The sequence below is a fragment of the Streptomyces sp. NPDC025273 genome (assembly GCF_040638585.1).
Taxonomy (GTDB): domain Bacteria; phylum Actinomycetota; class Actinomycetes; order Streptomycetales; family Streptomycetaceae; genus Streptomyces; species Streptomyces cinereorectus.
In genome coordinates this window covers 1-21042 of the sequence record NZ_JBEZYP010000014.1, presented here as the reverse complement: position 1 = coordinate 21042, position 21042 = coordinate 1, and the positions used below count along the sequence as shown (strand labels likewise).

Here is a 21042-nt window from a genome sequence, read left to right as displayed (position 1 = left end):
CATGCGGGTCATCGCGACGGCTGGGCATGTCGACCACGGCAAGAGCACACTGATCCACGCACTGACCGGCACCCACCCCGACCGGCTGGCGGAGGAGCGGCGCCGTGGCCTGACCATCGACCTGGGCTTCGCATGGACGGATCTGCCATCGGGCGAGCGGCTGGCATTCGTCGACGTACCGGGACACGAGAGGTTCGTGCCCACCATGCTGGCCGGCGTGGGGTCCGTGCCCGCCGTGCTGTTCGTGGTCGCCGCCGATGAGGGCTGGAAGCCCCAGTCCGCAGAACACCTCGCCGCCGTGGACGCCCTCGGCGTACGGCACGGACTGCTCGTCGTCACCCGCTGCGACGTGGCCGACCCGGGTCCCGCCACGGCGCAGGCGCAGGACCGGATCCGGTCCAGCACCCTCGGCAGCGTCGACACCGTGACCGTCAGCGCCCGCACCGGCGCGGGACTCACCGGGCTGCGTGCCGCCCTCGACAGGCTGGCCGCGCGGCTGCCGGACGGGGACGCCGAATCCCCGGTGCGGCTGTGGATCGACCGGTCCTTCACCGTGCGCGGCAGCGGGCTGGTGGTCACCGGCACCCTCGGGGCGGGGCGGATCCGCAGGGGTGACGTCCTGGTGACCGCCCGCTCCGGCCGTCCCGTGCGTGTCAGGGGGCTGCAGGCACTCGGCGAGGAGACCGGCCTGGTGCGGGCCACCGCCCGCGTCGCAGTCAACCTCCGAGGCCTCGACAAGGAGTCGACGGGCCGTGGTGACGCCCTGCTCACACCCGAGAGCTTCCTCCCCTGCCTGAGCTGCGACGTGCGCGTACACCACGGCGGAACGCCTGCCCCGGAACTGCCCCGCACCGCTGTCGTCCACATCGGCTCGGCGGCCGTGCCCGTACGCGTACGGCCGCTCGGTCCGGACCTCGTCCGCCTGACCCTGCCGGAACCACTTCCGCTGCGCATCGGCGACCGCGCGGTGCTGCGCGATCCCGGCCTGCGACGGGTGCTCGCCGGTCTGACGGTGCTCGACCCCCAGCCACCGGAACTGCGGCGCCGAGGTGCGGCGGCGCGGCGGGCCGCCGAGCTGGGCGACGCCCACGGCGCACCGGCCGAGGCCGCCGAGCTGCGGCGCCGACTACTGGTCAGGCGGGGGGAGTTGACCGTGATGGGGGTGGCAGTCCGCACCGCACCTGTCGTGGGGGACTGGCTCGCCGACCCTGCACACTGGACCACCCTGCGCGCCCGGCTGGCCGAACTGGTGGCGGAGTACCTCTCCGAGCGGCCCACCGAGGACGGCATACCGGTGGAGGCCGCCCGGCATCGTCTGGGGCTGCCGGCGGTCTCCCTCGTGGAGGCACTCGTCACGCCGCCGCTGCGGATGAGCCGGGGACGCGTGACCGCCGGGCTCGCGGCACAGCCCGCCTCTGTGGCGGACGCGGTGCGCCGGCTCACCGCTGAACTCGACGGGCGGCCCTTCGCCGCCCCCCGCGCGCAGCGGCTCACGGAACTCGGCTTCGGCCGCCGAGAGCTCGCCGCGGCGGTGCGACACGGAGCGATACTGCGGCTCGCGGAGCACGTGGTGCTGCTGCCGGACGCCCCCCGACTGGCAGCCGACCGGCTGAGCGAACTCGACCAACCGTTCACCGTGGGAACGGCGAGTCGTGCCCTGGGCACCACCCGACGCGTCACGGTTCCCCTGCTGGAGCACTGCGACGGTCAGGGCATCACTCAGGTGCTTCCTGACAAGCGCCGCCGGTGCACGCACCGGCGGCGGCCGGCGTGACGGCAGGGTCCAGCCGTTTCTCGGGATCACGGCTGAACTCGTGGCCTGGACCGTCAACGGGTCGGTGAGCGTTGGACATCTGTTGATCGTCGGAGAGCCGGAGTACCACGTGCGGACGTACCTGCACCGTGCGGTCCGACGGAGGAGCTCCGCGGGAGGTCCCGGCTCCGGAACTCCGTATGGAACTGGCGGTGGCTGGGACGTCTGCTGTTGGGAGTGTGAGCGACGGCCTCGACTTCCCCCGCAAGACGCTCGGTTGGAAGACACCCGCCGAGGCCTTCAACGAGCAGCTACAGCTGCTTCAACAGGCTGGTGTTGCAACGACCGGTTGAATCGGGTCAGTACACGTGCAGATCCTTCGCCGAAGCCTGCAGGTCAGCAGGGATGCCGCGGGCAGGGCCCGCGTCACCTTCCGGGCGCGGTCGATGGTGTCCCCCGGGAGTCCAACTGGCTGCCCACGCCGCAGCAGGGCATCTGTACGCCGCGCTGCGCATGTGCCTCCCGCGCCCCGAGGTCATCGACGCGCGATGGCAATGCCCGCCCATGAACCGCGTCGGTTGACGGAAGGCGACCCATGGCCCGGAAGTTCCGCACGACCTCCCCGTATCGGCGCGGAATGAGGGACTCACGTTGCTGATCACCGGGTGCCGGAGCCTCTTGGTACAGAACGACTTGTCCCCTACCTCCCGTGACGCCCACAGGGAACGGAACTCCTCACTGCGGCGGCTCAAACCGGTGACGATCGGGCCAGCCGCGCGTCACCCGTACGGCGTCCGGCGGAGGCATCGTCTTCGCTCGCTGTGCAGACTGCCCCAAGGTGCCGCCGTGTCCCGAGCGGGGTTCAGCAGCGAGACGATCCAAGTGATGCCCGGAGATGATGCCGCGCAGCGTTCGGGGAGTTCGAGGCCGGACCTTGGTCGCAGTGCCGAGGAGCCAGGAGACCAGGCCCTTCTTGAGATGGTCGGCGATGTTCGTGACCAAGAGGTGCAGGGCCGCGCCCACCGCTCGCACCAGGTCGCCACGGAAGCCGATCGGATCCTTGATGATCTTCATCATCGCCGAGGCTGCCTTGGTCAGAATCCCCAGCAGCAGGTTATTCGAACCTCCCCGCGAAGACCTGCGCCGCCACCTCCCCTAACCTCCCCACGTCGGCGGGGAGTTTGTCCACCTCCGCCTTGAACTCCGCCCGGCCCTGCGTGATTCTCCCCTCCGCGCGGTCCAGCTTCGCCCCGATCAGGTCGGCCACCGACGAGATGACCGCCTGCATCTTGGACACTTACAGCTTCCCGGCCTCCTGGTAGAGGTCGTTCGCCTCCTTCGGCATCCCGGCGAACTTGTCCTTGACCCAGCGGGCCTTGCCCAGCAGGCCCGAATAGCGCTTGTCCTTGTATTTCTTCACCCGCGCCTTGTGGTGCGCGGTGAAGTTTAGATGGTCAACCATGCTGAAAACCATGGACATTGGGGCAGCCAACGGGTTAGAAGGAAGACAGTCTGCTGACGTACACGGAGCAGCGTGGCGTAGCGGCGAGAGACCTCGGACAGTCCTGGAGAGGAACGCCTCATGTCCTTCGAGCCTGTGTACATATCCCGGCGGAACGCCCTGCGGGCCGGTGCCGGCGCAGCCGCCGTCGCCGGTCTAGGGGCCGGCCAGCTGGCCGATGCGAGCGGTGCCTCGGCCGCTCCTCCGGCCGACCTGTCGGACACCGCGTACATCATGAGCTGCGACGAGTGGGGTGCCCGGCCGCCTGCCGGGGAGCTGTCGACCCGTACGGGCTCCACCCGGCGGATCGTGGTGCACCACATGGCCTTCCCGAACACGATGGACTTCTCCATGGAAGCGGCCATCGCCTGCGCCGAGCGGGTCCAGTACATCCACATGGACAAGAACGGCTGGTCGGACACCGGAAATCACTTCAGCATCAGCCGCGGCGGCCATGTGCTGGAAGGCCGGCACGGAAGCCTGGACGCGCTCGAGGACGGCGGATACCAGATCGTCAGCGCGCACGCCGTCGGCCAGAACACCCAGTCGATCGGTATCGAGAACGAAGGCACCTATGTCGACGAGCTGCCCACCGGCAAGCTGTGGTGGTCGCTGGTTCAGCTCTCCACCACGATCTGCACCCGGTACGGCTTCGGCGCCCAGAACATCACTGGCCACTGGGACTGGAACAACACCCAGTGCCCCGGTGCGAAGTTCTACTCCACCTTCCCGCTGCTGCGCCTGCACGTCGCCAAGCGCCTCGGCCAGGACCCGAGCACCATCCCGGCCCGCACCTGGCCCGACACGTTCACCTCCTGCGCGGGCGCCACGGTCCGTACGCTGCAGCACCTGCTGAACACCCAGGGGTTCAACCTCGTTGCGGATGGGGCCTTCGGCCCGGCCACGCTGGCAGCGGTGCGTGCCTTCCAGACCGCGCACGGCTTCCCCACCGCCTCGGACGGCACGATGACCGGGCCGACCTGGGAGGCGCTGGCCCCGGAGATCGGCATGGGTGCCACCGGGTCTGCGGTGTTCGGCGTCCAGTCGATCCTGGCGGCCAAGCTGTACGCCGTGAAGGCGACCGGCACCTTCGACCGGGCGACGTGGGTCGCGGTCGCCAAGCTGCAGGCCCTGCACGGGCTCCGGGCCACCGGGTGGGTGGACCTGAGCACCTGGTGTGCCGCGCTCGGCGGTGTGGTGGAGGAGAACTTCCGCGGACTGAAGGGGCAGGCGGGGCTGGAAAGCGAGCTTGTCGTGCCGGAGGCCGAGTCCCTGCCTCCCGTGACCCTCGCGGCGGACGGGGTCGTGGCGAGCGACGCACCCGCCACGCAGTTTGAGGAGTTCCCGGTCGACCAGGACGTCCAGGAAGGGTTGTAGGCCCTGCGCCAGCGGCGCCCGACCTCAGGGCGCCGTCGGGTCAGTACGGTGTCGATGGTCCCGAAGAACGCGGCGATCCCGGGCAGGTTCAGCCCCTTGGCCCGGGACACGGCGAAGTTCTTGCCGCTCGCCCACTTCGATGTCCAGCCACTCGCCGCCCGAGGGCGTCCATCGCAACCGGACTTATCCAGTCGGCTGTTTGGCCCCGCGGTCGACCCTGCGCGCCCCGAGCTCCTCGGGACCGACCCGGGCCACAACGACAAGGCCTGCACGCTCACCGGCCCCGAGGCGCTGACCACCGCATGGCAGGCCGGAATCGTCGCCGACGCGCTTGACCTTGAGGTGCGTTACGAGGACGTGGAGCCTTACGACATGGCTCCGTATGGGGCGACTACGCTGCGGCTTGCCTCAACGGAGGTCGGTGGACACAGATCGCGACCATGCAAAACCGTCAGGTCCGGTTGTCGCTGGGGTAGATCCGTGACACCCGACGAGCGAACCAGGCCCGGCCTCCGCGCCCTGAGACTGAGGGAGGCCGGGCGGGGCCGGGCCGGCGGCCGAGGGTGGCCATGAGACGCCGGGTGATCTCCGTGGCCTCCACCGAGGTGCCGTACGCCCTTACGTGGTCTTCCCGGCCAAAGGATCACTTCGGCCCCTGCCCCGTCCTCTGGCCGGCAGGCTTCATCCTTGCCGATGAAGATGCATCGGCGGCCCACCTTCGTCCCTGTCTCCCGTAGGCGTGGTGCGCGCCTGTCCGCTGGGAGGCGCCGAGCTCTCCCGTCTCCGTTCGTATGGGCCGGCTTCCTCCACGGCGGCGGCCGGAGCGTCGTCGCGCCGAGGTCTGAGTGGGGCAGTGGCAGTCGCTCGTCGGCCCGTGGACCTGCCTCGTACAGCCATGCCGGAGCCCCTGTTGGCCTTCCAGTCGCACAACACTTCGCCGGTGCAGCGATCGGTGCAGGATGCGATCTGCGGGAAGGCAGTGCCCCGCACACCTGATGCGGGTCGAAAGCGCGGGCAGCACAGAAAAGTTGATGGTGAGGGGCAGAGAATCCTGCGATGCGGATGCGCCGCCGCCCGGGCGTGCACGGGCCCGACCGTTGTCAGTGCCGACGTCTAGCGTGATCGGGAACTGCTCATGAGGTCCCCGTGCAACGGGTGACGGGGAGGAACAGCGCCATGCACCAGGAAGTTGCCGACGAGGACCGGTTCGAGATGCCCACCGCCTGGCTGCGGGCCCTGCCCGTGCTCCGGGCCGCCGCGAAGCCGGCCGAGGACGTGGTGGAGAAGGCCGCTCGCCGCTACGCTCAGGAGGCGGCCTGGTTCGAGGAGATGTTCTCCTCCTCCGGCAGCGATCCGGAGCTGGTGAAGGAGGGCCGGGCCCACCGGGAGGGCAGTCCTTCTCCGCTCGGAGCCGCCGTGGAGATCGCCGTTGGCTGGCACTACACGATGGTGGACGTGCTCGTCGACGCCTGCGTGACCGAACACGGCCTGCCGTTCGCCGCCCGTGCCCTCGCGGAGCTGGGATGCGTCAACCCCCATTACATGCAGGCAGGTTCCCGACGGTACGACGCGGCGCTGCGGAGAGCGACCGGTTACCAGACCTACTACGTACGGGAGACCGCCGCCCGTATCCGGGACCTGCTTGCGGCGGTCGACGAGGAGACCCGACGGCGGACCGTCGAGGCCCTTGCCGGCTTTCGGGACAGCGCCGAGCGCCGCATCGTGGTCTCCTACCTGGTACCCGAGGAGCATGCCTGGGTTGACGAGTGCTGCGACGGCCCGATACCGAACGACTCCGTCCTGCGGCGCATGCTCCTTCTCTCCCTGTACCGGCCGGAGCAGATCGCCCGCATCGGCGAAGGAGCACGACTCGGCTGGAACGGCTGGAACCTTCAACTGCTCGCCACCCTCGCGAAACGGCTCGGTCCCGCCGTCGGGTCCCTGCTGGAGGACGCGTTCGACGGAGCCTACGGATCCGACGGACACCGGGACGTCGCGGGCTGGGCCGCCGAACTGCCCACCGACGACGCCTTCCGCCTGCTGCTGAAGCAGGGCGGCGACCGTAATGCCCGCCCCGCCCTGCTCGACGCCATGAACCGCTACCCGCGGAGGGCCCTTCGGCTGCTCTCCGCCGCCGCGGCGGGCGACAGCGAACAGGCCTCCCTCTCCCGGATGTTGCTGCCTCTGCACGTGGTGACCTACTCGGAGCTCACGAAGGAAACGTTGCCCGCCCTGCCCGAGGCGTCCGCAGCCGTCGTCGCCCCGCTGCTGAAGCGGGGCGAACGGGACGCAGAAGCGCCTGCGGAGGCGCTCCCCGCTCTGCTGGTCGCCCCGCCGTGGGCCCGGAAGCGCACCAGCCGAAAGGCCCGCGTGGCCCGCGACGTCACAGGGGCGCCGCAGGCCGAGGTGGTCTGGAAGCCCGGGGAGCAGGAGGCCTGGGCGGCCACCGTCGTCGCCGAAACCCCCTGGTGGCGCGCGCACGACTGGTCCCGCGAGATCCGGCAGATGCAGCAGGGGACGTGGCGGGGCGACATCCGCGCCGCCCGCCTCTTCGTCACCGGCCCCGAGGACGCCGTGCGCCCACTGCTCGACGTCTTCGCCCCCGAGCACGTCTGGGACACGGAGAGCTACCTCAGGCCCGTCGCAGCCCGCCACGGCCTGCACGCCCTGCCGATGCTGAGCCGGCTCGCCGCCCGCTACCCGGCCACCGCCTGCGGCCTGCTGCTGCCCTACCGCAGTGTCGAGGTGGCCCGGCAGATGGCCGAGTGGCTGGTGCGCCGCCAGTCGCTGAGGCCCACGGTTCTCGTCTGGCTCCGCCGCCACGGCCGGGCCGCCGCCGCCCTCCTCGTTCCCGACGCCGTCGGCCCGGCGGGCACGCGCCGCATCCACGCCGAGCACGCCCTGCGGCAACTCGCCGCAGAGGTGGGCGCCGAGGCCGTGCGGGAGATCGCCGCCGGCTGCGGCGGCGAAGCCGAGGAAATCGTCGCCGACCTCCTCGTCGGCGATCCGCTGGAGGCCGCCCTCCCGGCGAGGATGCCGTCCCCCTGCACCTGGGCCGCCCCCGCCCTGTACCCGCAGATCCGGCTCACCGGCGGCCGCGGCGCCCTGCCCGCCGACGCCGTCCGCCACGTGACGACCATGCTGCAGATCTCCAAGCCCGGTGACGTCTACCCCGGCCTCGCCACCGTCACCGAGCACTGCGACGCCGGCTCCCTCGCCGAGTTCGCGTGGGCCCTCTTCATGACGTGGCGGTTCCACGGCATGCCGGCCAAGGACAGCTGGGCCCTCCACGCCCTCGGCCTCCTCGGCGACGACGAAACCGTCCGCCGTCTCACCCCCCTCGTGCGTGCCTGGCCCGGTGAGAACGCGCACCACCGGGCCGTCGAGGGCCTCACCGTCCTCGCCGCGATCGGCACCGACACCGCACTGCGCCATCTGCACGGCATCTCCCAGCGTGTGCCGTTCAAGGCCCTCAAGAAGCGAGCCCGGGAGAAGATCGACGAGGTCGCCGAAGGGCTCGGCCTCACCACCGATCAGCTCGCCGACCGGCTGGTCCCCGACCTCGGCCTCGCCGACGACGGCAGCACCGTCATCGACTACGGCCCGCGCCGCTTCACCGTCACCTTCGACGAACAGCTCCGCCCCTGTGTCCGCGACGAGACCGGCAAGCTCCGCAAGGCCCTGCCGGCCCCGGGCGTCAAGGACGACCCGGAGCTCGCCCCCGCCGAGCGCAAGCGGTTCGCCGCCCTCAAGAAGGAGGTCCGAACCATTGCCTCCGACCAGCTGCGCCGCCTGGAGGCCGCCATGGTCACCGGCCGCTCGTGGACCGCCGCCGAGTTCCGCGAGCTGCTCGTCGAACACCCCCTTCTGCGCCACTTGGTGCGCCGCCTGGTCTGGCTCGGCGACGGCGACGGCATAGTGACCACGTTCCGTGTCGCCGAGGACCTCACCCTCGCCGACGTCCACGACAACGCATGGACCCTCCCCGCCGACGCCACCGTGCGCCTCGCCCACCCCCTCCATCTGGGGGGCGAACTCGAGGCCTGGGCCGACCTCTTCGCCGACTACGAGATCCTCCAGCCCTTCCCGCAGCTCGGGCGCCCCGTGCACGCCTTCACCGACGCGGAGGCCACCGGCCACCGGCTGGCCCGCTTCGAGGGCGTCACCGTCCCCGTCGGCAAACTCCTCGGCCTCACCAAGCGCGGCTGGGAACGCGGCACGCCCGAGGACAACGGTGTGGAACGCTGGTTCTCCCGCCCGATCACCCGCGACCGCCACCTCGTCATCGCCCTCGACGAGGGCATCACCGTCGGCATGGTCGACACGTTCCCCGACCAGACCCTCGAGACCATATGGATCGACGCCGCCCCCGGCGACTACTGGCGCAACCACACGTACCCGCACCACCTCGGCGAGATCGACCCCGTCACCGCCTCCGAGATTCTCGCCGACTTGACCGACATCACCGCCAAGTGAGCCGCGCCATGACCGCAGTGAGCGACCCGCACCCGCCCCACCTGCAGCGCCCGCCCGTAGAACGCCGCCGACATCGTCTCCTGTCTCGCCGGCACCGCCGCCAAGGACAGCCCCGAGGGCCTCGCCCGCCTGCGCCGCTTCCTCGAACAGCAGGCCCGCCTGCGCAGAGGCCCCCAGTGGCAGGCCCTCCACGAGGCCCGGCACCTGCTGGACCAACGGTGAGTAATGCCCGCGTCACCTTCCTGGGGGTACGCCACCACTCACCGGCCTGCGCCGGCCTTGTCCGCCGCACGATCCGCGAACTGCGCCCGGCATACGTCCTGGTCGAAGGCCCCGCCGACATGAGCGACCGGATCGGCGAACTGCTCCTCCTACAGCTACGCGATCTTCTCGATGTCGGTTTTTACCCAGAAAATGGCCCGCCGCAGGTCGCGGTGATCACCGTAGGGGCTCTGCCGCAGTAGATCCGGCATTTACTGCGGTAGTTCTTCCGGTTTCCGCTGGGCGGCTGCGGTGAGCTGGGCGGCCAGATTCTTGAGCGCCTGCCGCAGTTCGTCGGGATGGTGGATGGTGAAGGGCCACTCCAGGGAGGCGAGCATGTGGGCCATGCCGTCCAGCCGTTCTGCCCGTGCGTGCATGAGAACGCCGGTGGGCTGGGCGGTGAGGGTGACCGCTGAACGCGGCAGTCGGCGGGCGATCTCATCGAGGGGGCCGTGGATCGTCACCTCGACCTGCCAGCGGTAGGGCCCTTGGGCGAGGGTCGAGGTCAGGTGGGCGACGGTGTCGAAGCCGTCGGGTGCGGTAAAGCTGTCGGTTCGGGGGGTGACGGAGGCGATGCGGTCGATGCGGAAGGTCCGCAAGCTGTCGCGGAGGTGGTCGTGGCCGACGACGTACCAGCGGCCGGTGTGGAAGACCACGCCGTAGGGGTCGATGTCACGTTCGGTGTGTTCCTGGCGCCAGGACTGATGGCTGATCCCGACGGTCGTGCATGCGCGGGAGGCCTGGGCCAGTGCCAGCAGGACGCCGGTTCCGGGTGCCTGCCCTATCACGGCGTTGGCGGTGAACGACAGGGTCTCCCGCATGGCGGCGAGCGGTTCACGCAGGGTGTGCGGAAGCACCCGCTCGATCTTGGCCAGGGCACCGGCACTGGCCGGCGCGGCGGTGCCCATGCCCAGACGTTCTGCCGCGAGCAGGCCAAGGACGACGGCGAGGGCCTCGTCGTTGGTGAGGACCAGAGGTGGCATGCGGTAGCCGCGGGCCAGCCGGTAGCCGCCGTAGCGGCCGCGTTCGGCCTCCACGGGGATGCCCAGTTCCCGCAGATGGGCGGTGTACCGGCGCACCGTGCGCACGTCGGTGTCCAGCCGATGGGCCAGCTCCGTCCCGGTGAGCCGGGCGTTGGACTGGAGGAGTTCCAGCAGGGTCAGCACACGGGTCAGGGGATGCGACATGGATCACTCGGCATTTCAGGGCGGATTCTGTCCTGTATCGACTTTACGCTCCCCGCAGCACCTCACTTCAGGGAGATCACATGGCCACCTTCGTACTCGTTCCCGGCGCCTGGCTCGGGGCATGGGCCTGGGAAGACACCGCCCGCGCTCTGCGGGAGCGCGGCCACACGGCGCTGCCGCTGACACTGACCGGCCTGGCCGAGCACGCCGACCAGGGCGGCCCTCAGACGGATCTGGACACGCACATCGCGGACATCACGGGATTCGTCGAAAAGCACGATCTGCGTGACGTCACGCTGGTCGCCCACAGCTACGCGGCCGCACCGGTCACCGGGGCAGTCGGACGTCTCGGCGACCGGCTGGAGCGCGTGGTGTACGTGGACAGCGCCCCGTTCGCCGCAGGCATGTGCATGCTCGACCTCATGCCACCGCAGGCAGTGGACCAGCTGCGCCAGCAGGTCGACGCTTCCGGCGACGGGTGGCGGCTACCGATGCCGCCGTTCGAGGTCCTGGGCTTGTCCAGCAGCCTCGACGGGCTCGATGAGGGCAAGCGGAACGTTCTGCGCACGCGTGCCACCCCTCAGCCGTTCGGCACCTTCACTCAGCGTCTCGCCGGCTCGGCCGAGCCCGGCCCCGGTGTGGGCCGTGTCCTGATCGCCTGCCGTGACTTCACGGGGCTGCTGGACGCCGGCGTGCCGATGCTGGCCTACCTGAACCAGCCGCCGTGGCGGCGCTTCGACCTGCCCACCGGGCACTGGCCGATGCTGTCCGCGCCCGCCGAACTCGCCCGCGTCCTCGACAAGGCCGTCTCCTGACCGCGCCGGCCGAGAGGCACAGCCCGATTCCTAATAGAGATGTCAAGCTGCCAGTGTGACGGGCGGTATTGGGCTGTAGCACCGTCCGTCACGCTGGAGTGCCCACAGAACGTTGACCCGGCGGCGGGCGAGGGCCATGACTGCTTGGCTGTGTCGTTTACCTTCGGCGCGTTTGCGGTCGTAGAAGCGGCGGGATTCGTCGCAGCAGCGGGTGCTGATCAACGCGGAGGTGTAGAAGACGCGTTGGAGGCGCCGGCTGTAGCGGGTGGGGCGGTGCAGGTTGCCACTCACCTTCCCGGAGTCGCGGGGCACCGGGGAGACGCCGGCGAAGGCGGCCAGCCTGTCCGGGCTGGCGAAGGCGTTCATGTCGCCGCCGGTGGCGGCCAGGAACTCGGCGCCCAGCAGGACGCCGATGCCGGGCATGCTCGCGATCACTTCCGCATCGCGGTGGCGGCGAAACCGGCCCTCGATGAGCTTGTCGGTCTCCGCGATCTTCTCGTTGAGGGCCATCACCTCCCTGGTCAGGGAGTGCACGACGTGGGCGGTCATGTCCTCGCCGGGGACAGTGGTGTGCTGCCCTTCGGCGGCCTGGATGGCCTTGGCGGCGAGTTCGTCGGCACCGCGGACCTTGCGGTTGCGCAGCCAGGTGGCCAGGCGCCGTCGGCCGGTGCGGCGGATGGCGGCCGGGGTCTGGTAGCCGGTCAGCAGCACCAGGGGTCCGACGTTGCCCAGGTCGAGTTCGCGTTCCAGGCCGGGAAAGATCTCGGTGAGATGGCCGCGGAGCCGGTTGATGGTCCGGGTGCGGTCGTCGCTGAGGTCACGGCGGTGACGGGTGAGGACCTTCAGCTCGGACACCAGCTCGTCGCCGGGCCGCAAGGGCGTGAGGTCGCGCCGGATCCGGGCCTGGTCGGCGATGACCGCCGCGTCCTTGGCGTCGGTCTTGCCGTCGCCCCGGTAGCCCTCGGAGGCCCGGTTGACTGCCCGGCCGGGGATGTAGAGGAGTTGCTGGCCGTGGTTGAGCAGGACCGCGATGACCAGGGCGGCCCCGCCGTCCGCCAGGTCGATGCCCCACGTCGCCTCGTCGCCCAGGTCGAGAATGTCTCCGAGCAGCTTGAGCAGTTCACTCTCGTCGTTGGCGACGCGCCGGGACAGCAGCCGCTTGCCCGTTTCGTCGATCACCACGCAGTGGTGATGGGTCTTCCCGGCGTCGATACCGGCCCAGATCGCTGTCACGTCTCTCTCCGCAAGGTCGCGTTCGTACAGGTACCACGGACGACCTCGCTGTCGAGTCCCTACTGAGCGATCAGTGCCGCAATTCCTCATGAGCAGCCGAGTCGTCGTGGGGTGCCGGGCGGCGAATCGGAGGAAGCCACAACTACGGCAGACGCCTGAAAGCCACACCCGGCACCCCTGGGTGAGCCAACCCTACGAATGGCTCGCTCAGCCCGATCAGCAAGGTAGGGACGCCTGACCACGAGAGCATCCGCAGGCTCCGGGCCTGTGCGCAGGCTCTGGCCGGCGGAGCACGCGAGGCCTCTGCCGTGACGGTCGTCCGACGGGTCTTCGCCATCCAGGCCCAGGACGCCACGGCCGCCGACCTGGGCATCCGGGTACGCGGCCGGGACATCACCGCCCAGGCCATCCGCACGGCATACGAGACAGAGCGGAGCATCGTCCGCAACTGGTACATGCGCGGCACCCTGCACACCATCTCCAGCGACGACGCCCGTTGGGTGTTGCAGTTGCTGTCCCCGCGGATCCTTGCCGCAACCAGCCGCCGCTACCAGCAGCTGGGCCTGGGCGATGATCTGCGCCAGCGCGCCGACCATCTCATCCGGCGTGCTCTTGCCGCGCACGGCCCACTCACCCGGGCCGAGCTGACCGAACGCCTTACCACTCTCGGTATCCCGCCGGACGGGCAGGCGCCGTTCCACCTGATCCGCCACGCAGCCCTCACCGGCATCCTCTGCCATGGTCCGCAGCGCGCCCGAGAGGCCACGTATGTGCTGCTCGACGACTGGCTGCCCTCCACCGGGCGCTTCCGGTGGGAAGGCGACGACGTTCTCGCCGAGCTGGCCCGCCGGTACCTGGCCGCGCACGCCCCCGCCACCTTGGAGGACTTCGCCGCCTGGTCCGGACTGCCGATCACCTGGGCCCGCAGGGCCTGGAAAATGCTGGCGGAATCCGGCGTGATCACCGAGTACGGCGCATTGACCATGCTCGCCGGGCGGGTGAAAGAACTCCCACGCTCGTCTGACACCCCGGACGTTCGCATGCTGCCTGCCTACGACAACTACCTGATCGGCTACCGCACCCGCGAGGCGTCCGTCCCGGCTCTCCACCAGGCCCGCGTCTGGCCAGGAGGCGGCCTCATCCGCCCCACCGTCATCGCCGACGGCCTGGCCATCGCCACCTGGACCCGTGGCCCCGGCTCGCGCTCCATCCAGGTGGATGCGTTCGAACCTGTCCCGCCTCAGACCGAGCAGGGTATCGACGTGGAAAAGGAGGCCGTCGTCGGCTTTCTGCGGCCCACCACATAGCCGACCCGCGGTCTTCGGCGGCATTCCGAGCGAGCCCCTGCGTCATCTGGGCGAAGCCGAGACCCTCGCCCTGATCCAGACGAGGAAGGAGTTTCGCCGGGGCCGTCTGGATCACGGACGACCGCGACGCGGGCGAGTACGCCGCGGCGCGCGGTATTCCCGTCAAGAACACCGTCACCCTCGTGCGCGAGGCCGCCGTGTCCGGGCTCATCCATCATGCGGAGGGGCACCGTCTCCTCCTCGGGATGGTCGCCGACGGCCGGCACATCCGTGGCGTTCGGGACCGCGCCGAGCGCTTACTGGACTGACGGTTCACGACACGGGACGTGCTACCCCGGACGCGGAGACTCGTCCGGCAGGGCGACTCCGGTACGCGTAGACCGTGACCGCCGCCGCGGTGGGCCGACGGAGCAAGGGGTCGGGCGTCATCGGCAGCCCCGGCGGCCAATGAGAGCACCCAAGGGATCATGGGCTCGTTCGCCCGGCTCCGCCCCGGCCGGCGGGTGGAGACGCAGCAGACCGACTGGTCCGGCCCCTCCGCCGCACCGGCCGACGGACAAGTGGACGCGGGTCGACACGTCTGGGCGCCTGTTTACTCGTCCTCCCAGGTCAGCGCGGCCATCCGCCAGCCGGCGGGCGTCCGTACGAACTGGGTCGTCTTGCGGCCCGCACCCTCGAACCGCTCGCCGTTGTGGAAGCCGGACTTGCGGTACGCGCTGGTGCGGTGCGCGATCGACTCGAAGATCTCCGTCCGCTCGGAGACCTCCCACTCGGAGAACTCCGTCAGCGTCCCGTCGGTGAGCATCTTCGCCCGAGGCTCGATGAACGCGTCGAGGTCGTAGACCACGGGGCCCGTCCCGGTGTTGCTGATGATCATTCCCTGAGGGATGAACACCTCGCGGATCACGTCGACTTCGGGGCTGGAGCCGTTCGTGTTGTCGAACGCGCCGAGGAAGGTGGACATCAGGCGGTCGAGTTCGGCCTTGTCGGTCGGCGCGTTGGTGCCGGATGCGGGCGGCCACTCGTCGGAGAGAACCGACCAGATCTCTATGTCGCGTCGCTCGCCCCGGTACTCGGTGTGCCGCCGCAGCACCCCCTCCCGGGTCAGCCCGAGGCGGCGGGCCGCTTCGATGCTCCGGGTGTTGACCGAGGAGACCCACCATTCGACGCGGCTCATCCCGCGCTCCCCGAACGCCCAGTCGATCAGTTTCCGGCACGCCTGGTTCACCAGGCCCAGGCCCTGGCCCGCCTCCTCCGCCCAGCAGCCGATCTCGCAGTTCCCCGACGCCGTGTCGAAGCGCGTGAACATCACGCCGCCGACCAGGGTGCCGTCCCGCCAGATCCCGTAGATCCGGCCCGTGTCGGTGGCCTGCCTGTCGGCGTAGCGCTGGAGGGTGGCCGTGGCGGAGGCGAGGTCGGTGCTGAAGGTCGCCCAGGGGATCCAGGGGTCGACGTTCGGGCGGGCTCGGTCGATGTGGTCGAGGAACTCCTGTGCGTGCGCGGGCTCCAGGGGGCGGAGCTGGGCGTTCTCGCGGAGCGGGAGCATGAACACGGTGACCTCGGTTCGATGATGCGGGGTACGTAACGAGCGTTCGGTACGTAAGCTAGCAGCATGCCGCCACCCGCACCCGGAGACCGTGAAGCCCGCCGCAAGGATGTTTCCGAGGCGGTGTGGGCCGTGCTCGCCGACAAGGGGTTCGGCGGGCTGACCCTGCGAGCCGTCGCCGCCGCGATGAACGGCTCGACGGGGATGCTCATGCACTACTTCCCGACCAAGCGGGCTCTGATCGCGCACGCGCTGGACCTGCTGGAGGTACGTACCGCGGAGCGCCCGCGCCGCGCACGGCCTGCCGAGGGGCTGCCGTCGGTGCGCGCCGTGCTGCTGGACATCCTGCCGCTGACGCCGGACGACACCGCCCGCAACCGCATCTGGGTCAGCTCGTGGGACCTCGCGCTTGCCGACGAGGGGCTGGCCCACGAGCAGGCCGGGCGATATGCGCGGTTGCGGGGGGTGGTCCGGCCGCATTTCGAAGCAGCGGGCCAGCTGGGACAGTTGGGCGATGCGGATGCCGATTCCGAGCAACTGGCTGCTGCGGCAGTCGCGTTCACGCATGGGCTGGTCGTGCAGGCGCTCTTCGACCCCGGCCGGTTCCCCGGCGACGTACAGACCGCGATGCTCGACGACTTCCTGGCCTCGCTCGGGCGGTCGCCTCTGCCTCCGCCCGATGCGCGCACACCGGATTGATCGCCCGGCCGACCTCGGATCTCGCTCGCCGACACCGGCGACAGCGGACCGTGCCATCTTCCCGACGCTTGACATGCGCGCGTCTATTGCTTGAATGCGCACTGTCGCGTTTCCCACAGAAGGAAGCCCCTCATGCGCCTGTGCCTACCCCGTTCACGCCGGGCAGTGATCGCGCCCCTCCTGCTCGCCTGCCTCGCGGCTCCGCTCGCACCTACCCCCGCGGAAGCAGCCGGTGGCTCGATATGTAACAAGTACTGCGACGCCCGGGACCCGCAGTACGCCACGGGAGATCGCAGCCCCGTGACCGCGTCGATCCACTCCCGCACGATCAGTCTGCACCTCTCGGACGACGATGTGATGGGTTGGGCGTCGATCCGCAACGGAAGCCCCGGCGACGAGGTATGGCTCGACCGCTCCTTCGACGGCGGCAGGACATGGTCCTCGGGCAGCAAACTCGGCTCCACCAAGATCCCGCAGGGAGCCGGCGGCTGGCGCAGTCAGATGTACAACGTCGACGACTGGGCGAACGCGGGCATCGGTGCCCTGCGGGCCTGCGGCAAGGCGGGCGACCGGGCGGAGATCGCCTGCACCGGCTGGGCGCGCGTGGACTGGAACGCCTGGAGCAGGAGCACCGCAGCGGCGACCGCGCTGATGATGGGCTACAACAAGGCCACCGGCAGGTTCGCCGACGGCTGGTGGACATCGGCCACCGCGCTGACCTCGCTGATCGACAACGTCCGTGTCAGCGGCATGCCGAGCTACACGTACGCCATCTCCCACACCTACGACAAGCTCCGCGGCGCCGAGGGCGGCGACTTCACCAACAGTTACCTGGACGACACCGGCTGGTGGGGCCTGGCGTGGGTGGCCGCCTACGATCTCACGGGCGAGCAGCGGTACTTGGACACCGCCCGTGTCGACGCCGACCACATGCACGACTACTGGTCCTCGGCGTGCGGCGGCGGAGTGCAGTGGGCGACCGACAAACCGTACAAGAACGCGATCACCAACGAGCTCTACCTGCACCTCAACGCGGCCCTGCACAACAGGATCGCCGGTGACACCACCTATCTACGGCGAGCCAACGACGAGTGGACCTGGTTCAAGAACAGTGGGCTGATCAACTCGGGCAACCTGATCAACGACGGACTGACCGGCGCCTGCGCCAACAACGGCGACGTCACCTGGACCTACAACCAGGGAGTGATCCTCGCCGGACTCGCCGAACTGCACCGTGCCACGGGCGACAACCGCCTTCTGGACAGCGCACGCACCCTCGCCGACGCATCCACCTCCTCCGCCTACCTCAACCCCGGCGGCACCCTGCACGAGCCGTACGAACCCGACGGCACCGGCTGCACCTCCGACGGCGACTCCTTCAAGGGCGCCTACGCCAGGGGCCTCGGCATCCTGAACAAGGCACTCGGCGACCACCCCTACAGCGCCTACCTCGACCGCCAGGCCGACACCGCATACACCCAGGACCGCAACTCCCTCGACCAGTACGGGCCCCATTGGGCCGGACGGTTCACCGTGAGCGGCAACGGCTGCCAGCACAGCGCCCTCGACCTGCTCAACGCGGCTGCCGGCAGCTGACCCGCCGACGGCCGGAGGGGCAGGCGGGAACCCGAAACAGGTGCGTCCGAAGTCCGGGAGGAGTGACCTACTATCAGCCAGCGGGTCACCGAGTGGCCGGCCGTCGGCGTACGGCCTGAGCCTCTACTCGGGCGGCCGGGCCGAGGATCCAGAGGAGGGTGTCGTGCAGGCGAGCGACAACGAGCGCCACTGGATCAGCGCGTGGCATGTTCCGTTGAACATTGCCGCCATGCACGTGAGCGGCGTTCTGCTGGTCATCGGCTTCGGCTGGATGCCCGCAGCGTCCACGGCAACCTATGGGCAGGCGTTCGGGCTGATGCTCTGGGTCCTGGTGCTCCACGTCGTTGTCCAGATTCCGGCCGGCCTTCTCGCCTCCCACTGGGCCGTCCGGGGCCAGGTGGCCAGGGCCGGCCTGGTTGCGCTTGGACTGGCCGCGTCGGTCACATGGGCTCTCCATATGTGCATGGGGCAAGACGCATCCACGAGGGCTCTCTGGTGGCAGAGCCTGGGATGCCTCTGCGTATCCCTGAGCAGCTACGTGTGGCTGTGCACCTTGCGCCGCTCTACCGTCCAGCGACTCGCCGGACGGTGCAGATACTCACTCCAAGGCCTCGGCATCTGGGCCTTGTTGCGTCCACCGCGACGCGGTCCCCACTGACCGGAAGGTCGCCGCGACCAGTGCCACACCCGTGCCGGAACGGGTGGGCATCAGAGAGGGCCGGGGCCCGCGCGGGCTCGGGCAGTCCGGTCACGTCGGCGTAGCTGGGACCCAGCGCCCAGACGATCGCCTCCGCCGCGAAACGCTGCACGAGACCGTCGGGAGGCCGCCGTGTCCGGGCACCGGAGTTCGGTGGGGTCAGGGATCGGCGGACCGCTGCCGCAGTCGCCCGGAAGCCCGGACCGCCGACTCTGCGGCGTACGGACATCTGCGGCTCGTCCCCCCGATGGTCGGCGATCAGGCTCTCTGCGTACGGCAGTTCGGTCAACGGCGGTACGCGCGACAGGTGCGCGACCGGCCGGGCGATGTCATTGCCCCGTATGGCGGTCGTCGAGAGGCATAACCGTGGGACACGACGACCGGTCCTGCTGGGCACGAACCACGACGAGGGGAACTACTTCGTCGCCGTCGATTACCCACAAGGACTGCGACCCCGGGAATACCCCGGCGCCATCACCACGCACTTCGGCCCCGAGGCCGCAGCGCGCATCACACCGGCCCGCGCAGCGGAGGACCACGGTCCGGTGCCGCGGGACACCGGCGGGCGCGGGACCGGGGGCCGGGCGGGGCCGTTCACACGGGGGTCCGTCCAGCGACCGCCGTCACCTTCGACGCCCAGGAACGCGAGGTGGACGCACTCAAGGAGGCGTCCTGGGCCCCGCCCGCCCTGGCGCCCTACGGCCCCGACCTCTCCCGCGACGACGTGATCGGTGCACCACGGTCCGCGCCCCTCGCCGGCCCCGGCACCTTCCGCGACCTCAACGACGTAGGCCGCTGCCCCTTCCCGCCAGGCGCGGCCGCGCGCTGGTCAAGGCGTCGACAGTTCGGCGCGGACGGTCTTGCCGCCGGGTGGGTGGGGTACGCAGTCCCAGTGGTCGGTGAGGGCGGCGACGAGCAGCAGGCCCCGCCCGCCGGAGTGCAGCGCCTCGGGTTCGGTGTCCGCCGGAGGGGGCTGCGGGTACACCTCCCCGCGGGCGTCGGTCACTTCGACGCGCAGGCGGCCGGCCGCCGGGTCGAAGGCGAGGGTGAGCCGGAAGCAGCGACCCGGTACGAGGCCGTGGAGAACAGCGTTGGCGGCGAGCTCCGCGACTACGAGTTCGGCACGCTCCGTGAGGTCGTGCGGAGCGCCCCAGGTTCGCAGCTCGGTCACGGCGAGCAGTCTGGCCAGCCGGGCTCCGCGCCGTGTGGACGACAGGAGCTGGGTAAAGGTGCGGGTGGGGCGGTCGACTTGGGGCAGCGCGTGGTTCATGGCGCCAGCGTGACGGTCGGGTGCACATGGGGTCGAGTGCCGCACCCCGTACGCGGAGTCAGCGTACGGGCACGAAGAGTGGACAGTACGGTGCCGCTTCCGTCACGCTGAGTGGTGAGCCCGGGGCGGTGTCAGGAGCCGTCGCGGGGCGGTGCGGAGAAAGGCGGGGCGGATGAGCAGCGGTGTGGGTAGGCGGCCGGAGGCGTCGGCGCGCAGGGAGTTCCGGTAGGGGAATGGGAGAGGGAACCCCATCCGTCCGACAGTCTGCGCACGTTCGGCGCGGTTGTCCAGGCGCTACGCGAACACGCGGGGCTCAGCCGGACGGAGTTCGGTGCCCGCGTCCAGTACTCCAAACACACCGTGGAGTCAGTGGAGTTGGGGCGCCGGATGGCGGACGAGGCGTTCGTGGAGCACGCGGAGGAGGCGACCGGCAACACCGGTGCGCTGCGCAAGGCCGCCCGGCATCTCACGCGGGGTGAGGCGGGGCTCGCGGCGTGGTTCCGGCGGTGGGCACGGCTGGAACGGGAGGCGGTGAGCCTGTGTACGTATGAGTGCCGGCTGGTGCCGGGGTTGTTGCAGTCGGAGGCGTATGCGCGGGCGGTGTTCGAGGGCACGATCCCGCTGCGCACGGACGGGGAACTGGAGGAGCAGCTCGCGGCGCGGATGGAACGGCAGGCGATGATGCGGGAGCGGCCCACCGTGCCGTTCAGCTTCATCGTCGAGGAGCACGTGTTCCGGCGGCGGTTCGGGGGAGTGGAGATGATGCGCGAGCTGGTGGCCCATGTCCTTGAGCTCACTACCCCGCGCAACGTGACGCTTCAGGTGGTGCCGCTGGAGGCTGGGCTGCACGCCTGCCTGGACGGGCCGGTGCAGGTGCTGGAGACCCCGGAGGGGCGGCGGTTGGGCTACTCCGAGGGTCAGCAGAACGGACGGTTGATCTCCGACCCGAAAGAGATGAGTCTGCTCTGCCAACGCTATGACACACTGCGCTCGCAGGCCCTGAGCCCCAACGAATCCCGGGCCTTGCTGGAGCGACTTCGAGGAGAGCGATGAACAGCGGTACGACGGAACTCGCCTGGTTCAAGTCCAGCTACAGCGGCAGCCAGGGCGACAGCTGCGTAGAGGTCGCGGTCGCCGAACAGGCCGTGCACGTGAGGGACTCCAAGGACGTGACCCGTCCCCACTATGCGGTCGGGCGCGAGGGGTGGTCGCGGTTCATGGGGTTCGTCGCGGACGTCTGACTCGGCCTCGGTCCGCGCGTAGAAGGGCGAGCGGTAGAGGAACGGCGCCCAGAAGCGGACGACACCCGCCGAGCCGTTGTCGG

The 21042-nt window shown here is 70.1% G+C and carries 17 protein-coding genes and 1 pseudogene; 10 read left to right on the top strand and 8 right to left on the bottom strand.

Annotation, left to right across the window (positions count from 1 at the left end; all coding sequences use genetic code 11):
* Position 1: 1 nt before the first annotated feature.
* Positions 2 to 1774 (top strand): selenocysteine-specific translation elongation factor, encoded by a 1773-nt coding sequence (selB, locus tag AB0F38_RS22255; RefSeq protein ID WP_361896038.1) that lies wholly within the window; start codon positions 2 to 4, stop codon positions 1772 to 1774.
* A gap of 338 nt (positions 1775 to 2112) precedes the next feature.
* On the opposite strand, the gene AB0F38_RS22250 is transcribed toward selB, so the two are convergent.
* The 4 genes from AB0F38_RS22250 to AB0F38_RS22235 are packed head-to-tail and all read right to left on the bottom strand — an operon-like array spanning position 2113 to position 3215.
* A complete protein-coding gene (locus tag AB0F38_RS22250; RefSeq protein WP_361896035.1) occupies positions 2113 to 2505 on the bottom strand; it encodes a hypothetical protein in 393 nt (130 codons plus the stop codon).
* Complete coding sequence (locus AB0F38_RS22245; RefSeq protein WP_361896032.1) at positions 2489 to 2830, bottom strand: hypothetical protein; 342 nt, start codon at positions 2828 to 2830, stop codon at positions 2489 to 2491. The genes AB0F38_RS22250 and AB0F38_RS22245 overlap by 17 nt, the downstream gene beginning before the upstream one ends.
* 37 nt (positions 2831 to 2867) lie before the next feature.
* The gene (locus tag AB0F38_RS22240; protein WP_361896029.1) at positions 2868 to 3050 is read right to left on the bottom strand and encodes a hypothetical protein; all 183 of its coding nucleotides are present in this window, start codon (positions 3048 to 3050) and stop codon (positions 2868 to 2870) included.
* Complete coding sequence (locus tag AB0F38_RS22235) at positions 3051 to 3215, bottom strand: hypothetical protein (RefSeq protein WP_361896026.1); 165 nt, start codon at positions 3213 to 3215, stop codon at positions 3051 to 3053.
* Positions 3216 to 3335: 120 nt separating this feature from the next.
* On the opposite strand from AB0F38_RS22235, the gene AB0F38_RS22230 reads away from it, so the two are divergent.
* From AB0F38_RS22230 to AB0F38_RS22220, 3 genes are all read left to right on the top strand, one after another.
* On the top strand, positions 3336 to 4631 hold the full coding sequence (locus tag AB0F38_RS22230) for an N-acetylmuramoyl-L-alanine amidase (RefSeq protein WP_361896023.1): 1296 nt from the start codon (positions 3336 to 3338) through the stop codon (positions 4629 to 4631).
* Positions 4632 to 5807: 1176 nt separating this feature from the next.
* Positions 5808 to 9107 carry a DUF4132 domain-containing protein gene (locus AB0F38_RS22225; protein ID WP_361896020.1) on the top strand — a complete coding sequence of 1100 codons (3300 nt, stop codon included), beginning with the start codon at positions 5808 to 5810 and terminating at the stop codon, positions 9105 to 9107.
* Between the two features lie 218 nt (positions 9108 to 9325).
* A complete protein-coding gene (locus AB0F38_RS22220) occupies positions 9326 to 9571 on the top strand; it encodes a hypothetical protein (RefSeq protein ID WP_361896017.1) in 246 nt (81 codons plus the stop codon).
* A gap of 9 nt (positions 9572 to 9580) precedes the next feature.
* On the opposite strand, the gene AB0F38_RS22215 is transcribed toward AB0F38_RS22220, so the two are convergent.
* On the bottom strand, positions 9581 to 10555 hold the full coding sequence (locus AB0F38_RS22215; protein WP_361896014.1) for a YafY family protein: 975 nt from the start codon (positions 10553 to 10555) through the stop codon (positions 9581 to 9583).
* An 80-nt stretch (positions 10556 to 10635) separates the two neighbouring features.
* Between AB0F38_RS22215 and AB0F38_RS22210 the strand changes: the two genes are divergently transcribed.
* Entirely contained in the window at positions 10636 to 11370 is a 735-nt protein-coding gene (locus AB0F38_RS22210) for an alpha/beta fold hydrolase (RefSeq protein WP_361896011.1), read from the top strand.
* A gap of 42 nt (positions 11371 to 11412) precedes the next feature.
* Here AB0F38_RS22210 and AB0F38_RS22205 read toward each other — a convergent pair whose 3' ends face one another.
* The gene (locus AB0F38_RS22205; RefSeq protein ID WP_361896008.1) at positions 11413 to 12603 is read right to left on the bottom strand and encodes an IS110 family transposase; all 1191 of its coding nucleotides are present in this window, start codon (positions 12601 to 12603) and stop codon (positions 11413 to 11415) included.
* 308 nt (positions 12604 to 12911) lie between these two features.
* Between AB0F38_RS22205 and AB0F38_RS22200 the strand changes: the two genes are divergently transcribed.
* Positions 12912 to 13910, top strand: a complete 999-nt coding sequence (locus tag AB0F38_RS22200; RefSeq protein WP_361896005.1) for a winged helix DNA-binding domain-containing protein — start codon at positions 12912 to 12914, stop codon at positions 13908 to 13910.
* A 592-nt stretch (positions 13911 to 14502) separates the two neighbouring features.
* On the opposite strand, the gene AB0F38_RS22195 is transcribed toward AB0F38_RS22200, so the two are convergent.
* Positions 14503 to 15462, bottom strand: coding sequence for a GNAT family protein (locus AB0F38_RS22195; RefSeq protein WP_361896003.1), 960 nt, complete (start codon positions 15460 to 15462; stop codon positions 14503 to 14505).
* Positions 15463 to 15522: 60 nt separating this feature from the next.
* Here AB0F38_RS22195 and AB0F38_RS22190 point away from each other — a divergent pair, with 60 nt between their 5' ends.
* Both AB0F38_RS22190 and AB0F38_RS22185 read left to right on the top strand, forming a co-directional pair.
* Positions 15523 to 16155, top strand: coding sequence for a TetR/AcrR family transcriptional regulator (locus AB0F38_RS22190; protein WP_361896000.1), 633 nt, complete (start codon positions 15523 to 15525; stop codon positions 16153 to 16155).
* Between the two features lie 132 nt (positions 16156 to 16287).
* Positions 16288 to 17751 carry a glycoside hydrolase family 76 protein gene (locus AB0F38_RS22185; protein WP_361895997.1) on the top strand — a complete coding sequence of 488 codons (1464 nt, stop codon included), beginning with the start codon at positions 16288 to 16290 and terminating at the stop codon, positions 17749 to 17751.
* 1526 nt (positions 17752 to 19277) lie between these two features.
* Here the strand turns inward: AB0F38_RS22185 and AB0F38_RS22180 are convergent.
* The gene (locus tag AB0F38_RS22180) at positions 19278 to 19718 is read right to left on the bottom strand and encodes an ATP-binding protein (protein ID WP_361895995.1); all 441 of its coding nucleotides are present in this window, start codon (positions 19716 to 19718) and stop codon (positions 19278 to 19280) included.
* Between the two features lie 219 nt (positions 19719 to 19937).
* Here AB0F38_RS22180 and AB0F38_RS22175 point away from each other — a divergent pair.
* Positions 19938 to 20771, top strand: a pseudogene (locus AB0F38_RS22175) (helix-turn-helix transcriptional regulator); the annotation flags it as partial.
* Positions 20768 to 20959, top strand: coding sequence for a DUF397 domain-containing protein (locus AB0F38_RS22170; protein WP_361895992.1), 192 nt, complete (start codon positions 20768 to 20770; stop codon positions 20957 to 20959). The pseudogene AB0F38_RS22175 and the gene AB0F38_RS22170, both read left to right, overlap by 4 nt.
* The last annotated feature ends 83 nt before the right edge of the window (positions 20960 to 21042 follow it).

Excerpts from the sequence above, each read along its gene's own strand:
- selB (WP_361896038.1), top strand. The coding sequence starts at position 2 with ATGCGGGTCATCGCGACGGCTGGGCATGTCGACCACGGCAAGAGCACA.
- AB0F38_RS22245 (WP_361896032.1), bottom strand. The coding sequence starts at position 2,830 with ATGATGAAGATCATCAAGGATCCGATCGGCTTCCGTGGCGACCTGGTG.
- AB0F38_RS22235 (WP_361896026.1), bottom strand. The coding sequence starts at position 3,215 with ATGGTTGACCATCTAAACTTCACCGCGCACCACAAGGCGCGGGTGAAG.
- AB0F38_RS22230 (WP_361896023.1), top strand. The coding sequence starts at position 3,336 with ATGTCCTTCGAGCCTGTGTACATATCCCGGCGGAACGCCCTGCGGGCC.
- AB0F38_RS22225 (WP_361896020.1), top strand. The coding sequence starts at position 5,808 with ATGCACCAGGAAGTTGCCGACGAGGACCGGTTCGAGATGCCCACCGCC.
- AB0F38_RS22215 (WP_361896014.1), bottom strand. The coding sequence starts at position 10,555 with ATGTCGCATCCCCTGACCCGTGTGCTGACCCTGCTGGAACTCCTCCAG.
- AB0F38_RS22210 (WP_361896011.1), top strand. The coding sequence starts at position 10,636 with ATGGCCACCTTCGTACTCGTTCCCGGCGCCTGGCTCGGGGCATGGGCC.
- AB0F38_RS22190 (WP_361896000.1), top strand. The coding sequence starts at position 15,523 with ATGCCGCCACCCGCACCCGGAGACCGTGAAGCCCGCCGCAAGGATGTT.
- AB0F38_RS22185 (WP_361895997.1), top strand. The coding sequence starts at position 16,288 with ATGCGCCTGTGCCTACCCCGTTCACGCCGGGCAGTGATCGCGCCCCTC.
- AB0F38_RS22180 (WP_361895995.1), bottom strand. The coding sequence starts at position 19,718 with ATGAACCACGCGCTGCCCCAAGTCGACCGCCCCACCCGCACCTTTACC.
- AB0F38_RS22170 (WP_361895992.1), top strand. The coding sequence starts at position 20,768 with ATGAACAGCGGTACGACGGAACTCGCCTGGTTCAAGTCCAGCTACAGC.